The 15334-nt window shown below is 68.6% G+C and carries 15 protein-coding genes; 11 read left to right on the plus strand and 4 right to left on the minus strand.

The features are described from left to right. The coding region (gene dctP, locus Q0A33_RS00580; RefSeq protein WP_291791587.1) for a TRAP transporter substrate-binding protein DctP at positions 1–1174 on the plus strand (1174 nt) is incomplete at its 5' end. Between the two features lie 107 nt (positions 1175–1281). On the opposite strand, the gene Q0A33_RS00585 is transcribed toward dctP (Q0A33_RS00580), so the two are convergent. From Q0A33_RS00585 to Q0A33_RS00600, 4 genes are all read right to left on the minus strand, one after another. Further along, on the minus strand, positions 1282–2055 hold the full coding sequence (locus Q0A33_RS00585) for an SDR family oxidoreductase (RefSeq protein WP_291791589.1): 774 nt from the start codon (positions 2053–2055) through the stop codon (positions 1282–1284). Beyond that, complete coding sequence (locus Q0A33_RS00590) at positions 2052–3572, minus strand: TRAP transporter large permease (protein ID WP_291791592.1); 1521 nt, start codon at positions 3570–3572, stop codon at positions 2052–2054. Before Q0A33_RS00590 ends, Q0A33_RS00585 begins: the two co-directional genes overlap by 4 nt. A gap of 13 nt (positions 3573–3585) precedes the next feature. After that, positions 3586–4092 (minus strand): TRAP transporter small permease, encoded by a 507-nt coding sequence (locus Q0A33_RS00595; protein WP_291791594.1) that lies wholly within the window; start codon positions 4090–4092, stop codon positions 3586–3588. A gap of 140 nt (positions 4093–4232) precedes the next feature. Further along, positions 4233–5015 carry an SDR family NAD(P)-dependent oxidoreductase gene (locus Q0A33_RS00600; protein WP_291791596.1) on the minus strand — a complete coding sequence of 261 codons (783 nt, stop codon included), beginning with the start codon at positions 5013–5015 and terminating at the stop codon, positions 4233–4235. Positions 5016–5238: 223 nt separating this feature from the next. Between Q0A33_RS00600 and Q0A33_RS00605 the strand changes: the two genes are divergently transcribed. The 10 genes from Q0A33_RS00605 to Q0A33_RS00650 all read left to right on the plus strand — a co-directional run. Then, complete coding sequence (locus Q0A33_RS00605) at positions 5239–6303, plus strand: LLM class flavin-dependent oxidoreductase (protein WP_291791599.1); 1065 nt, start codon at positions 5239–5241, stop codon at positions 6301–6303. Positions 6304–6343: 40 nt separating this feature from the next. Continuing rightward, the gene (locus tag Q0A33_RS00610) at positions 6344–7585 is read left to right on the plus strand and encodes an acyl-CoA dehydrogenase family protein (RefSeq protein WP_291791602.1); all 1242 of its coding nucleotides are present in this window, start codon (positions 6344–6346) and stop codon (positions 7583–7585) included. Continuing rightward, entirely contained in the window at positions 7582–8454 is an 873-nt protein-coding gene (locus Q0A33_RS00615) for an enoyl-CoA hydratase/isomerase family protein (RefSeq protein WP_291791605.1), read from the plus strand. The genes Q0A33_RS00610 and Q0A33_RS00615 overlap by 4 nt, the downstream gene beginning before the upstream one ends. Before the next feature lie 3 nt (positions 8455–8457). After that, entirely contained in the window at positions 8458–9249 is a 792-nt protein-coding gene (locus Q0A33_RS00620; RefSeq protein WP_291791610.1) for an enoyl-CoA hydratase/isomerase family protein, read from the plus strand. A gap of 111 nt (positions 9250–9360) precedes the next feature. Next, positions 9361–10632, plus strand: coding sequence for a TRAP transporter substrate-binding protein DctP (dctP, locus tag Q0A33_RS00625; protein ID WP_291791612.1), 1272 nt, complete (start codon positions 9361–9363; stop codon positions 10630–10632). 25 nt (positions 10633–10657) lie between these two features. After that, complete coding sequence (locus tag Q0A33_RS00630) at positions 10658–11623, plus strand: phosphotriesterase-related protein (protein WP_291791616.1); 966 nt, start codon at positions 10658–10660, stop codon at positions 11621–11623. A gap of 13 nt (positions 11624–11636) precedes the next feature. After that, positions 11637–12803, plus strand: a complete 1167-nt coding sequence (locus Q0A33_RS00635) for a flavin reductase (RefSeq protein ID WP_291791619.1) — start codon at positions 11637–11639, stop codon at positions 12801–12803. Between the two features lie 66 nt (positions 12804–12869). After that, on the plus strand, positions 12870–14057 hold the full coding sequence (locus tag Q0A33_RS00640; RefSeq protein WP_291791622.1) for a CoA transferase: 1188 nt from the start codon (positions 12870–12872) through the stop codon (positions 14055–14057). Positions 14058–14185: 128 nt separating this feature from the next. After that, a complete protein-coding gene (locus tag Q0A33_RS00645; protein WP_291791625.1) occupies positions 14186–14971 on the plus strand; it encodes a TetR/AcrR family transcriptional regulator in 786 nt (261 codons plus the stop codon). A gap of 192 nt (positions 14972–15163) precedes the next feature. Further along, the coding region (locus Q0A33_RS00650; protein WP_291791628.1) for an aldehyde dehydrogenase family protein at positions 15164–15334 on the plus strand (171 nt) is incomplete at its 3' end.

Raw genomic sequence — 15334 nt, forward strand, 5'->3', positions numbered from 1 at the left:
GGGTGTGCCGGCGGGGGCGAGCATGGAGGAGTACCAGGAGGCTCTCGCGGACGTCGACCCCATCGACCTCACGTTCCAGGTGTCGTCCGCCACCGCGGAATCCACCTCCGGCCAGCGCGATGCCGCGTTCGCCGAATCCATCGAGGAGTGGTCCGGCGGTGCCATCACCGTGGAGGTCATGTACGGCAACTCCGTCGCCCCGCCCGACGACATCGCCGGTGCGCTGGCCGACGGCAGGCTCGATCTGGCGCACTGGCTCACGTCCTACCACGCGGACGAGATGAAGGCCTTCGTGGACGTGCAGAACTCCCTCGTCTCCCTCCCCTCCAGCCCGCTCCAGGGTGAGATCGTCTTGCACCTGGTCGCGCAGGAGGCCTCCTTCGACTCCCCGGAGGTGATGGCCGAGTTCGAGGCCCAGGGAATGACCGTGCTCAACCCGTACAACACCTTCGGCGCGACCGCACTCGCCTGCACGGAGGAGAAGGCGAGCACCTCGGACTTCGCGGACAGTCAGATCAGGGCCAATGCGGCCGCCCAGACGCAGCAGATCGAGGCGCTGGGCGGGTCGAGCGTCTCCCTCCAGCTCGCGGAGACCTACGAGGGGCTGCAGCGCAACGTCATCCAGTGCACCTTCGGCTCTCCCACCTCGATCACCGGGTTCGGCTGGGTGGAGACCGCGGCGAACGTCTACGTGCCGGAGGACAGCAGCTTCGTGTCCGGGCCCGGCAGCATCGTCGCAGGCGCCAGCTGGGAGCAGCTGCCGCTGGCGGCGCAGCAGCTGATCTTCGACCGCATGGTCTCGTACAACCTCGCAGAGCTCGGCAACTCGTTCGTCTCCACACAGGCCCTGGCCGCGGGGGCGCAGGAGCACGGCGGAGGGATGCACTTCCTCGACGCGGAATCGAGTGCGGCGGTGCGAGAGGGCAATGAGAAGATCCTCGAGGGCGTGCGGAGCTCCGAGAACCTCGACGGTGAGCAGCTGCTCGAGGACGTCGGAGCATCCGCGGAGAGGTGGACGGAGATCACCGAGGAGCTCGGCTACGTGGACGAGGGCGACTACCTCGACTTCGCCCAGTGGTATCAGGGCAGCGGCGAGGTGGTGGACACCGAGTACCTCACTCCGCTGATCGACCGCTTCTACGAGGAGGTGCTCGCAGAGCGCCGACCGGGCTGAGGCCGCCTCGGGCCGAGCGCACGGCGGCGGGCCGTCCGGGAGTGCACCAGTGGTGCGGCCCGGCCGGCCCGCCGCTCTGCCCCGGCGTCGCTCTGCCCCGGCCCGGTTCAGAGCAGACCGCGGAGGCTGTTGCCCGCGGTCTCCCCGCCGTCCACCGCGATCGAGGCCCCGTTCGTGAAGCGGGACTCGTCGGAGACGAGGTGCGTGACGAGGTGGGCGATCTCCTCCGGTGCGCCCACCCTGCCGGCCGGGATCTGGCCGATTCCCCGCCGGAGACCTGCCGTGAGCGGGGTGGCGATGCTGCCCGGGTGGATGGAGTTCACGCGCACGCCCTGTTCGCCGAGCTCCAGCGCGGCGGTCTTCGTGAGCCCGTGGACGCCCCACTTGGAGGCGCTGTAAGCGGCGGAGCCCTTGAAGCCCACGAGTCCGGCGATGGAGGAGATGTTGACGATGGACGAGCTGCTCCGCCTGAGCAGCTCCGGCAGCGCCGCCCGCATGCCGAAGAACACCCCGTCCAGGTTCACGGACATCACCCGCCGCCAGTCCTCCGTCGTGGTCTCCCGCACCGTGCCGCTGCCGCCAGTGCCGGCGCAGTTCACCAGCGCGTCGAGCCGGCCGAAACGGTCCACCGCCGCCTCGACGGCACCGGTCCAGGAGTCCGGGACGGTGACGTCGAGCAGGACGAAGCGGGCGCGGGCCCCGCCCAGGGCAGACGCCTGGGCGAGACCCGCCTCCTCGCTGCGGTCCGCGAGGACGACCCGCGCGCCCTCGGCGGCCAGCGCCCGCGCTGAGGCGAGGCCGATGCCCGAGGCCGCCCCGGAGACCAACACGACCTTGCCGGCGACACGGGTGCCGCCGGCCGGATGCGCGTCCGTGCTCATTGCGCCTGCGAGATGCTCGGCAGCCAGAGCGCGAGGTCGGGCCAGGCGATGAGGAGCAGCAGGAAGGCGATGGACAGCGGCAGGAACCACAGCAGGGAGGTGAACACGTCTCCCAGACTGATGCGGATGCCGGTGTTGATCTCCTTGCGCTTGCAGAGGTTGTACACCACGTAGGAGAGCACACCTACGGGCGGCGTGATCATGCCGATCTCCCCGAGCAGCACGATGAAGATGCCGAACCACATGAGATCGACGTCGAACGCGGAGAACGCGGGCAGCAGGATGGGGATCGTCAGCAGCATCATCGCCATGGTGTCGAAGAACATCCCCATGAAGATGTAGAGGACGATGAGCACGCAGAGGAAGGCGAAGCGCGAGAGTCCCAGGCCGGTGATGAAGCCGGTGACGGCCTCGGCGAGCCCGGTGACCGCGAGCATGCGGGTGAGCATCTCCGCGCCGATGAGGATGAAGAAGACGGCGGCGGAGGCCTTGACGGTGTTCACCGCGGCCGCTGTGACCTGCGCCAGCGGCTTGTCGCGCCAGGTGTAGAACACTGCGAGCACCAGGGACATCCCGGCGGCCGCGGCACCTGCTTCGCTGGGGGTGAAGACGCCGGTGAACATGCCGCCGAAGAGCACCAGCATGATGAGCGGGAAGCCCCAGATCTTGGCGAGTGCGTCGAAGCGCTCGCCCCATGTCACCGTCCTGTCCTCGTGGGCCTGCGCATTCCTACCGCGGCCCACGAGCGTGGGGAGGAAGATGCCGATGAAGAGGAACATCAGCGCGTAAGCGAACGCGATGGCGAGACCGGGGACCACCCCGGCGATGAGCTGCGGGCCCACGGGGACGGAGGCGATCCCGGCGTAGACGACCAGGAGGATGCTCGGGGGGATCAGCTGGCCGGGCAGGCCCGCGATGATGATGGTACCCACCGCGACTCGCCTGTCGTATCCGGCTCTGAGCATCTCGGGTATCCCCGCGCGGCCCAGGGCGTACGTCATGCCGATCGTCGATCCGGAGACGGACGCGAGCCCGGCACCCGCGGCGGTGGTGCCGATGCCGATGCCGGCCGGGAGCCAGCCGAACCAGAGGTCCGTGGCGCGGTAGAGGCGCTGTGTGAGGCCCGCCTGGGTGAGCAGCAGCCCCATGAAGATGAACAGCGGGAGCACGGTCATCGACCAGGACGACGACGCGGTGAAGGCCGAGGTGGACAGCACATTGGTGAGCGCGAGGGTGCCGCTCACGTAGTAGATGCCGAGCACGCTGGCGAGACCGAGCGCCACGGGGATCGGCATGCCCATGAACATCAGCGAGACCATCAGGGCGATGGCCCAGAGCCCGGACGCCACATCGCTGACCGAGGTGAAGAGGCCGATCGCGCAGGCGAGGCTGATCCCCGCCGAGACGAGGAAGCCCAGGGGCAGCCGTCCCCGCGGTCCGCCCCGCGTGCGCGCACCGGTCCCTGTGGGTGGGGTGGTCTGATTCTCCACGGAGGAGTCGGAGGTGGTCGGAGACATGGAGGAGCCCCTCTCAGAGAACTTCTTCTTCGGGGTCGACATTGATCGACCGTCCTGTTCCTGTGTTGATCTCGTCCTCCGGATGTCTGAGCGCGAGCAGCGCGTCCATGACGAAGACGAGCACGCAGAGAGCCATTCCGACCGGCACCAGGTAGTAGAAGGGCCAGACGGGCAGCGAGGTGATCCCCGCCGTGGCGCTCACGGAGGTCTTCTTCAGCGCCTCCTCGAGGCCGTACCAGGCGAGGCCGGCGCACAGCAGTGCGCCGGAGAGGAAGCCTGCGAACTTGAGCAGGGCCAGCGAGCGCGCGCCCATGCGCTCGGTGGCGATGGTGACGACGTAGTGCTCCTTCCACACCTGTGCGCTGGGAATGGCGAAGAGCACGATGATCGGGAGGATCCACTGCGCGGCGATCTCGTTGGCGCCGTGGATGGGGGCTCCGAAGAACGTCCGTCCCAGTGCGTGGGAGACGCTGAGCGCGATCAGCGCGACGAGTGCGAGCGCGGCGATGCCTGACAGCACCCGCTCAAGGATTCTGACGGTTCTCAACATGGGTGGGACTCGCTTTCTCGAGTGTGCGAGAGGCTGCGCGACGATGCGGTGGACGAGGCTCCGCGGAGCGGACGCGGACGGCGAGTCCGCGGAATCGCGGCCGGGCGGCCTCAGCGGACGAAGGGCGTTCGCGAGGTGAACTCCCCGCGGATCCCGCCGTCGATGCGGATGACCTCTGCGTTGATGTAGGGGTTCTGCGCGATGTGCAGTGCGAGCGCGGCGAACTCCTCCGGCCGGCCCACGCGGGCGGGAAAGGGCACATGGCGGGTGAGCTTGGGTGTGCCGTCCAGGATGGGGGTGTCGAAGAGCCCCGGCGCGATCGAGGCGACGCGGATGCCGAAAGCCCCCATCTCGCGGGCGAGCGGCAGCGTCATGCCGATGATCCCGGCCTTCGAGGCCGAATAGGCGGACTGCCCGGCCTTGCCGTCCGTGGCCGCGCCGGAGGAGGTGAGGACGATGAAGCCCCTCTCCTCACCCGCGGGCACCTCGCGGGCGGCCATGGCCGCAGCGGCGTGGCGGACCATGACGAACGATCCGAGGAGGTTCACGCGCAGGGTGCGCTCGACAGCCCCGAGGTTGTCCGCTGGCCGCCCGCTTTCGGGGTCGAGCAGGTGACCCGGCTGTGCGGGACCGAACTCCGCGATCCCGGCGCAGTGCACCAGGCCGACGACCTCGTGCGAGGCTGCCGCCTCCGCCACTGCCCGGGCCACCGCCGCGTCGTCGGTGACGTCGACGCGCGCGGGGAAGAACGGTTCTCCGCGCTCCGCGGAGGGCTGCTGTTCCGTCCGGTCGAAGCCGTGGACCGCGAACCCGGCGTCCAGGAACGCGCGTGCGGCGGCGGCGCCGAGGCCGCTGCCCGTGCCGGTGACGACGACTGCTCTGCTGTGCTCCATCTTCACTCCTCGCTGAGTGCAGGTCCCCGTGGGGAGGGCCGATCCCGGACGAAACTATACACACCTATATCACTGCGGTGTCCAGATCTCAGACGAGATGATTTTGAAGCCCGCTATTGCGCGCCCAGCCAAGCAGGTGCAAGATGTGTATAAGCTTGTATAGAAACAAGTCTGAACCTGAAGCCGTGCGCCCGCGCGGCAGCGACTGACAACGGAGGTAACAGTGAGCCACGACCAGCTGCACTTCGGCATCTTCTGCCTGACCAACGTGCCGGACTGGACCACGGAGCGCGAGGCCGTCCACAAGAACCTCGAGCAGATCCGCCTCGCGGACGAACTGGGCTTCGAGGAGGCCTGGGTCGCGGAGCACAACGCCCGTCAGTACGGCATCATCTCCTCCTCGCAGGTGCTGCTCGCGGCCTGCGCCGGCACCACGCAGAACATCCGCCTGGGCTCCGGCGTCACCCGCCTGCCCATGAACCACCCGCTCAAGCTCGCGGAGGACTTCTCGCTCCTCGACGTGATCAGCGACGGCCGCCTGAATTTCGGCATCGGCAAGGCCTACGACCTGCTCGAGTTCCAGGCCTACGACATCGACCCGGACGAGCGCGACGAGCGCTACCAGGAGACCTTCGACATCATCATGGAGGGCTGGCGCACCGGGAAGATCAGCTACAAGGGCAAGCACTTCCAGGTCCCGGGACGGGGCGAGCAGGCCACGGAGATCCAGCTCATGCCGATGCCGCTGCAGAAGCCGCACCCGCCGGTCTTCGTGATGGTCTCGCAGACGGAGGCCTCTCTGCGCGCCGCCGCCCGTCAGGGCTTCGCCTTCGTGATGGGCCAGCTGCCCACGTGGGAGGACATGGCCCGTCTGGTCGGCATCTACCGCGAGGAGGCGCGCGACGCCGGCCGCAGCTATGACGAGATCGACGAGCTCGTCGCCCGTTCCTCGCAGCTCAAGGCGATCCATGTCTCCGATGACCGGGCCACCGCCGCACAGGAGTACGAGCAGGGCCTCATGTGGTACCTCAGCATCCTCAGCAACCGGGCGAAGGTGGGCCTGGGCCTCAACGAGCTGAGCTTCCAGGACTACCTCGACAAGGGGGCCATCATCCTGGGCTCCTCCGACGACGTCGCGCAGCAGCTCGAGGACTACAAGTTGGTCACCGGGATCGGAGGCCTCGTGGGCTGGTTCGACGCAGGCAGCCAGCCGCAGCAGCAGGTGCTGCGCTCCATGACCAAGTTCGCACGGGAAGTGCGTCCGCAGCTCACCGGCGCCGCGTCCTGACGTGGCCGCGCATCTGACACAGCACACGAAGAGGTCACGGATGGCAGACAGGACAGTGACAGAGGCCCAGGAGCACCGGGAGATCATCGAGGCCCTCTTCGGCTTCGTGGACAAGGCCGTCGCACCCATCGAAGAGGAGCACGCCGAACTCCTGGCGGACGAGACCCGGGTCTTCGACGAACGGGGCCTCATGTCCCCGGAGTACCAGGACATCAGCAGGCAGGTGCGGGAGCTCTCCGCGGAGGCCGGCTTCTACTCGCTCTACGGTGCGGAGGAGCTGGGCGGGGGCAACCTCTCCGCAGCCGGCATCGTCGCGATCCAGGAGGCCATGCACCACCGGTACGGGCCCAACCGCTCGGTCGTGCACGAATCCGTCATCCCCTCGCCGTTCACGAACGGCCTGTCCCCGCTCCTGCTCGAGCTGGACGAGGGACTGCGCGAGGAGAAGCTCGAGGCGATCGCGGCAGGCACCGCGACGCTCTGCTTCGCGCTCTCCGAGCCGGACGCCGGATCGGACGTCTTCAACCTCAAGACGAGGGCGAGCGCGGTGGACGGAGGCTGGGTCCTCAACGGCCAGAAGCAGTGGATCTCCAACGCCGCACACGCGAGCCACGCCTTCGTCTTCGCGGTCACGGACCCCGAGGCGTTCAAGGCGCGCACCGGGGGCATCACCTGCTTCTTCGTCGACACGGACGCGGAGGGGTTCTCCGTGGACACGGGCATCCCCATGATGGGCAACCGGGGCTCCAACGCCACGATCATCTCCCTCACGGACGTGCACGTGACGCCGCGGCAGATCGTGGGGGAGGAGGGGAAGGCGCTCAAGCTCGCACTGGGCGGCATCAGCCGTGGCCGCCTCACGATGTCCGCCACGTGCGTGGGGCTCGCCCGCTGGGCGCTGGACATGTCCCTCGAGTACGCGAACACCCGCAGGACGTTCGGCAGGACGATCGGCGAGCACCAGATGGTGCAGGCCAAGCTCGCGGAGATGGCGATGGAGATCTATCTCTGCAAGTCCGCCGTGCTGCGCACCGCGGAGATGGTGGACGCGGGGGAGGCCTCCGTCAAGGAGACCTCGATCATCAAGGCCCGCTGTACGGAGATGGTCGGCCGGGTCCTCGACGAGGCGATCCAGATCCACGGCGGCCTCGGGCTCACGAACGAGCTGGGGCTGGAGGCGGGATACCGCTTCGCACGGATGCTGCGCATCCCCGACGGCACCTCGGAGATCCAGCGCCGGACGATCGCCAGGCGCATGCTGGCGGGGGATTCGACGCTGTGAGCGGGGCGGAGCGGACCGGCGCTGACCGGCACGACCCCACCGCTTCCCGGGACGGCGCCGTTCGCGGCGGGGCGGGGGCTGACTTCGCCGTGCTCGAGGTGGTGGAGCGGGAGCTCCGGGACGGCGTCCTGTACGTGCGGATGAACCGGCCCGAGGCCAAGAACGCGCTGAGCGTCGAGCTGCGGGCGGATCTGCGCACGGCCTTCCTCGAGGCGCACGACGATCCCCGGGTGCGCTGCCTGGTGCTCACCGGCAGCGGCGGCAGCTTCTCCGCGGGGGGCGATGTGAAGAGGATGGGCGGTCCGTCCACACCTGCGCACAACGCCGGCCGGATCGCCCTCGGCCGCGAGCTCGCGGAACTGCTGCGCGGGGTGCGCAAGCCCACCCTCGCCGCCGTGGAGGGCCACGCCGTCGGAGCGGGATTCGGTCTCGCCCTCGCGACGGACATGATCCTCGTCAGCGAGAGCGCACGGTTCCAGTACGGCTTCATCAAGCGCGGACTCGCCCCGGACAGCTCCGTCCCCTACCTGCTCGGCCAGCAGATCGGCACCCGCACCGCGATGTACTACGGCATGACCGGAGAGGTGATCGACGCGGCCCGTGCGATGGAGCTGGGCATCGCGGTGAGGTCCTTCGCCCCGGAGGAGTTCGCGGACGGGGTCCACGCCTTCGCCCGCTCGATGGCGGAGGGACCCACCCAGGCGCTCTTCGCCACGCGCAAGGCGGTGCAGGCCGCCGCGGATCTCAGCTTCGCCCAGACCTGGGACTTCGAGTCGTTCGCCTCCGCGGTGACCTCGACGACCCAGGACCACAAGAACTCCGTCGCCGCCTTCAAGGCGAAGACGCCAGTCCGATTCCAAGGAGAATGACCGATGCCTCTCGTCTCGACGGAGCGCTTCGAAGCGGAGCGCTATGCGACGGTGACCCTCGACCGTCCGGAGAAGCTCAACGCATTCAACAACGAGCTGCTGGACGACCTCTTCAGCGCACTGGACGCGCTGGCGAAGGACGACGCCGTCTCGTCCGTGATCATCCGCGGCAGCGGCGGCAACTTCAGCGCCGGCTACGACGTGGTCTCCGGGTACGCCTCTGCCAGCGCCTATGCGGACTGGCGGAACCTGCAGGAGAAGATCGACCTGTGGGAGCGCATCTGGAAGTATCCCAAGCCGCTCATCGCCGCGGTCGAGGGGCACTGCCTGGGCGGGGCGACCATGCTGGTGGCCTGCTGCGACCTGGTGGTCGTGTCCGAGACCGCCAACATCGGCTGGCCCTCCATCCCGCTCGGCGGCGGTCTGCTGAGCACGGTGTCGCTGTGGCACATCGGCATGCGCAAGGCCAAGGAGCTGAGCTACATCGCCGGCAACGGCATGACCGGGGTGGAGGCCACCCAGCTGGGCTGGGCCAACCAGGCGGTTCCGGCGGAGGAGACGACCGAGGCCGCCGCGACGCTGGCGCGCCGGGTGGGCAGGACGCCGCTGGACCTGCTCTATCTGAAGAAGAACGCGCTCAACAGGGTGTTCGACCGGCAGGGCTTCACGGAGGCGCTGCGGGCGGGCGCGGAATGGGACTCGATCTCGCACACGGCGGAGTCGATCGATGCGGTGAAGGCGCAGATGGCGGAGCTCGGCCTCAAGGGCGCCATCAGGCACTTCAGCGGTGACTGAGGTGAGCGGCGGCACCCGCCGCCGCAGCGAGGACGCCGCAGCGGCAGGCACCGCGCACGGCATGAGGACACGGACAGATACAAAGGGGTATTCGTGATGAGGACAGGACATATGAGGCTGGCCGCCGTGCCCGTGGCGCTGGCGGCGGTCGTGGCGATGACGGGCTGTTCCAAGGCGGACAGCGGCGGAGGCGGCAGTGCGGGAGGCGAGGGCGTCGCCGCGGACGCGACGATCGAGGAGTACCGGGCGGCGTTCGAGGACGTCGATCCCATCGACCTGAACTTCCAGGTGGCCTCCCCCAACCCGGAGGCGCACGCGTCTCTCCGCGATCGTGAGTTCGCGGAGTCGCTCGAGGAGTGGTCCGGTGGGAAGATCACCGTCAACATCCACTACGCGGGATCGGTGGCCGCGCCCACGGAGGTGCCGGCGGCGCTCACGGACGGGCGCCTCGACATGGCCCACTACTACACCACCTATGAGCCGCAGGAGATGCCCGGCTTCGTGGACATGACGACCTCCATGGTGCAGGCTCCCTCCACACCGCTGGTGGGCGAGATCGTCAGCCACGCCGCCCTCCAGGAGGTCTCCTTCAACACCCCGGAGATCATGGAGGAGTTCACGAGCCGCGGCATGCACGTCATCAACCCGGCCAATCCCAACGGCAACATCTCGATGGTGTGCGCGGATGAGCGGAGCACGCCCGCGGATTTCGAGGGCGCGCAGATCCGCGGCAACGCGGCCTCCCACAAGGTGCAGGTGGAGGCGCTGGGCGGCACCATCACCTCGGTCGAGCTGGCCGAGGGCTATGAGGCCTTCCAGCGCGGCATCCTCGACTGCTCGCTGCAGTCCCCGGCCACGGCGCTGGCCGTGGGCTGGCTCGAGGTCGCGCCCCACGTGTACTTCCCGCAGGAGCAGAGCTTCGCCCCGGGCCCGGGATCCCTGGTGGCCGGCGCCAAGTGGGAGCAGCTGCCGCTCGTGGCGCAGCAGCTGATCTTCGACCGTCAGCGCGAGTACACCAGCGCCGAGTTCTTCAACGCCCTGGAATCGGTGCGGGAGACCTCGGACGCGGCGTCGGCGGCCGGAGGCAGCGCGCAGTACCTGGACGCGGAGTCCGAGGTGGCGCTGACCTCCGCCAACGAGGGCCTGGTCAAGGGCCTGGAGGAGTCCGAGAACCTCGACGGCGCCGCGCTCAACACGGCGGTGAAGGAGAGCATCGACAAGTGGACGGGCATCTCCGAGGAGCTCGGCTACACGGACGAGGGTGGTTTCGAGGACTTCGCCTCCTGGTACAAGGGGAGCGAGGACTTCGAGGACCGGGAGTACCTGCAGGCGATCTCGGACCGGATGTTCGACGAGATCATCCTCCCCCACCGCCCCAGCTGACCACGCGATCCAGGAGGACGCTGACATGATCCCCACCCTCACCGGCACGGTCGCCGCTGCGGAGCTCGGCCGCACCCTCATGCACGAGCACGTGTTCGTGCTCAACGCGGAGCTCGTGCTCAACTACCCCGAGCTCTTCCCCGTGGAGGAGATGGTCGCGCGGGCGGTGACCGTGCTGGAGGGGGTGAAGGCCACCGGGATCGACACCTTCGTGGACCTGTCCGTGATGGGCACGGGCCGCAACGTGCCGGTGCTCAAGCGGATCGCCGAGCAGGTGGACCTCAGCATCCTCGTCGCGACGGGGTGGTACACCTACCACGAGGCGCCCGTGTTCGCCCAGCTCAACGGGCCGGGCAGGCTCTTCGACGGGCCGGACCCGCTCACGGAGATGTTCGTCCGGGACATCCGCGTCGGCATCAGCGACACGGGAGTGCGGGCCGCCGTCCTCAAGTGCTCCGCAGACCGGTACGGCATGACCGAGGGCGTCCGGACCGTCATGCAGGCGGTCGCGGACGCCCACCTGGAGACGGGTGCTCCCATCTTCACGCATTCGGACACCGGGAACGGCACGGGGCTCGCGCAGCAGGACTACTTCGAGTCACGGGGCATCGACCTGTCCGGTGTGGTCATCGGACATGTGGGGGACACCACGGACATCGACCTCCTGCGGCGCATCGCGGACCGCGGCTCCGTGCTGGGCATGGACCGGTTCGGCCTCGAGTCGAGGCTGCCCTACGCCCAGCGCATCGACACCGTGGTCCGCATGTGCGCTCTCGGCTATGCCGACCGCATGGTGCTCTCCACCGATTCCTCCGTGTTCAGCATGAACTTCCCGGACGAGCACCGGCGGACGGATCTGCCGCTGTGGGATGCGCGGGCGATCATGTCCAGTGTGGTCCCCGACCTCCTGGCGCGCGGTGTGTCCGAGGCGGAGATCGAAACGATGATGACGGGCAACGCGGCCCGGATCCTGGCCGCCGGCCGGAAGTGAAAGGACGAATGTGATGAGTGCTTTTGACAGTGACGAGTTCCGCCGGGTGCTGGGATCGTTCCCCACCGGCGTCGTGGTGATCACGGCGGCTGACCCGGTCGGCGGTGCGCTGGCCATGACGGTGGGCTCCTTCGTCTCCGTCTCCCTCGACCCGCCGCTGGTGGGCTTCCTCCCGCAGAAGACCTCCTCCTCCTGGGCCGCGCTGCGGGCCAGCGGGACGAAGTTCGGCGTCAACATCCTCGGGAACACCCAGGAGGACGTCTGCCGCGCGGTGGCGAAGCGCAAGACGGACAAGCTCGACGGCTTCGACTGGTCCCCGTCCGTGCACGGGAACCCGCGGCTCGCGGACGCGATCGGCTTCATCGACTGCGAGACGCAGGACGTGTTCGACGGCGGCGACCACGACATCGTGGTGGGCCGGGTGGAGGCGCTCGAGACCCTGCGCTCCCACCTGCCGCTGCTGTTCTTCCGGGGCGGCTACGGTTCCTTCAGGCCGGGGTCCATGACGCTGGGAACCGGCATCTCCTCCGCCCGCGTGGCGCAGCTCGACCTCATCCGCCCGCACATGGAGCGGCTGGCGGCGGACCTCTCCACGGAGGTCACGGCGATGTGCATGGTCGACGAGGACATGGTCACCGTCGCGGCCGCGGGCACGGACAAGCGCTCCACCCGCGTCACCAGGGTGGGCCGGCACGTCCCCTTCATGCCGCCCATCGGCGGCGTGTTCGCCGCCTTCGGCGGTCCGGAGATGGAGTCGCGCTGGATGTCGCAGGTGCACGACGACGCCGACCACGTCGCCCGCGACAACTTCGAACGGGGCCTCGAGCGGGTGCGCAGCTCCGGCTACGCCTACGGCATCGGCCACGAGACCGGGCTCGCCATCGAGATCGCCTCGGCCTCCGCCGGACACTCGCCCACCGCGGAGAACCGCCGCGAGCTCTCCGCGGCGATCAACGCGGCCTCGGCGCACTTCAACAACACGACGGTGGAGAAGGCGGGGGAGTACGAGTTTCACTCGGCCACCGCTCCCGTGTTCGACAGGGACGGGACCTGCGTGTTCTCGCTGACGGTCTGGGGTCCGGACGGCCTCAGCCGCGGCACGGACGTGCTCGCGGTGTTCGACAAGCTCACCCGTGTGGCGGAGACCTGCACCTCCGAACTGCGTCATGCCGCGGTCTGAGGGGCGCACCGCCGCGCTCCTCGCCGCGCGCCGTCCATCCGAACGTCCTCGAAGAAGCGGAACCCCATGCTCACGTCCTTCGCAGATCTGACCGTCATCGAACTCGCGCACATCTACAACGGCCCGTACTGCGGACTCATGTTCGCCCACCTGGGTGCGGAGGTCGTGAAGGTCGAACCGCCGGCCGGCGAGAAGCTGCGCGGGCGGGCGCGGGACGACGCGGACCCGCAGGAGTTCATCATGCTGAACTCCAACAAGAAGAGCGTCGCCCTCGATCTCAAGAGCGAGGCCGGGCGTGAGGCCCTGCTGAAGCTCGTGGACTCCGCGGACGTGCTCATCGAGAACTACGCCCCGGGTGCGCTGGAGCGGCTCGGGCTGGCCCCGGACGCCCTGCTGGAGCGGAATCCGCGACTGGTGGTGGCCTCGGGCAAGGGCTACGGCTCCTCCGGTCCGTACGCGGAGCTGCCCGCCATGGACCTCACCGTGCAGGCGATGTCCGGTGCGATCGCGACGACCGGGTTCCCGGACGGGGCGCCGGTGAAGGCGGGACCGGCGTTCACGGACTTCTCCGGCGGCATCCACCTGTTCGGGGCGGCGATGGCCGCGCTGTACGACCGTGAGCGCACGGGGGCCGGCCGCGTCGTGGAGGTGTCGATGCACGACACGATCTACCCCATGCTCACCTCTGCGCTCAGCGGTCTCTACAACTATCCGGACCGCGAGCTGCCGCAGCGCACGGGCAACCGCCATTCGGGCCTGGCGATGGCTCCGTACAACGTCTACCGGGCGGCGGACGGCTGGCTCGCGATCATCAGTGCCGCCGAGGCCCACTGGCAGGGGGTGTGCCGCGCGCTGGGGCTCGAAGCGCTGCTGGAGGATCCGCGATTCACCACGGTGTACGAGCGCGCCGTGCACATGGATGCCCTCGACGCAGCGGTCACCGAGGTCACCTCGACCCTCACCCGGGACGAGATCACCCGACGGCTGGGGGCGCACAAGGTGCCGTCCGCGCCGGTGAAGGAGCTGAAGGAGGTGGATGAGGACCCGCATCTGCTCGCTCGCGGGATGATCCGGTACGTGGACCACCCCAAGAACGGCCGGGTGCCCACCGTGGGCAATCCGCTGCGCATGTCCCCGGACTGCGGGACGGAGCCGCTCACCCCGGCACCCGCAGTCGGTGCGGACCAGGTGGAGGTGCTCGTGCGGCTCGCCGGTCTGTCCGCGGAAGAGGCGGAGAGCCTGCTGGGCCGATGAGCGGGCTCACGGAGGACATGCACGGGAGAAGGAGAGAGGAGGTGTCGAACACAGAGCCGTCGATTCCGCACAGCGAAGTTCATGTGCCGGAAATGGCGACACGTGGACAGGGGCGACACAATCGGAGGATGAACCAAGCACTCGGGAAGTTCCCTGCGGCGGTCGATGCGGACATCGAGGACGTGCGCTTCGCACTCAGCGTGTGGAGCGGAGTCTCCGATCCCGCGGAGCCCAAGAACAAGCGGGGGATGCGGACTCGTCAGCACCTGCTCGATGCGGGGACCCGAGCGCTGATCCGGCACGGCTACGTCGACTGCGCGGTCGAGGACGTCCTCCAGGAGGCCGATGTGTCCCGCGGCACCTTCTACGCGCATTTCAAGAGCAAGAAGGCCCTGTTCGCGGCGATCATCGAGCGCTCCATCGCCTCTCGTCTCACCAGTACGGATGTGAGCGAGATGGACGTCCCCCTGATCCGGGACCGGATCGAGGCATCGGTGCGGAAGTTCCTCGATTCGTTCCATCAGACCCTGGGTCTGTCGCTGGTGATCGAGCAGGTTGCGCATCACGACGAGAGCTTCCGCCGGGTGCGGCTGCTCATCCGCGACAGCTTCGCCCGGAGGATCGCGAAGGGCATCCGGAGACAGCAGGCGCAGGGCTTCGCCGATCCGGAGGTCGATCCTGCCGAGGCGGCGCTCGCCATCGTGTCGATGATGAGCTACTACGCCCAGACGGAACTGGGGTGGCGCGGCCGGCAGCCCAGCGAGGAGATGGTCGACCTGCTCACCCGTTTCTGGGTGAAGGGCATCTCCCTCCGGGAGGACGCGCCGGTCCGCGGGCAGGACGCAGGGACCGGTCGGACGCAGACGGCGGCACAGGGACAGGGATCGGGCGCATCGAGCACGGCTGCGGAGTGAGTCCCCGCGTCCTGCGTCAGAGGAGCGCAGCCGGGCTGGGTGCGGTCGTGTCGAGAACAGCCGTGTCGAGGACGGTCGTGTCGAAAGAGCAGGACAGTCGCGTGAACGGGCTGTCGAATGAGTACGTCAGCTGAGTGAGTACGTCAGCTGGATGAGCACAACAGAGTTGGATGAGCACAGAGGAGTGCAGTGATGTCGTTGTATCAGATTCTCAACCCCGCCACCGGTGAGGTCGTCGAGGAATACCCCACCGCCACTAATGAGCAGATCGCGGAGGCTCAGCAGCGTTCCCACGACGCCTTCGGTCCCTGGGCGGCACGCCCCGTGGCCGAGCGTGCCGCGATCCTGAATAAGGTCGCGGAC

Origin of the sequence: Brevibacterium sp., assembly GCF_022712115.1 — a bacterium.
Taxonomy (GTDB): domain Bacteria; phylum Actinomycetota; class Actinomycetes; order Actinomycetales; family Brevibacteriaceae; genus Brevibacterium; species Brevibacterium salitolerans.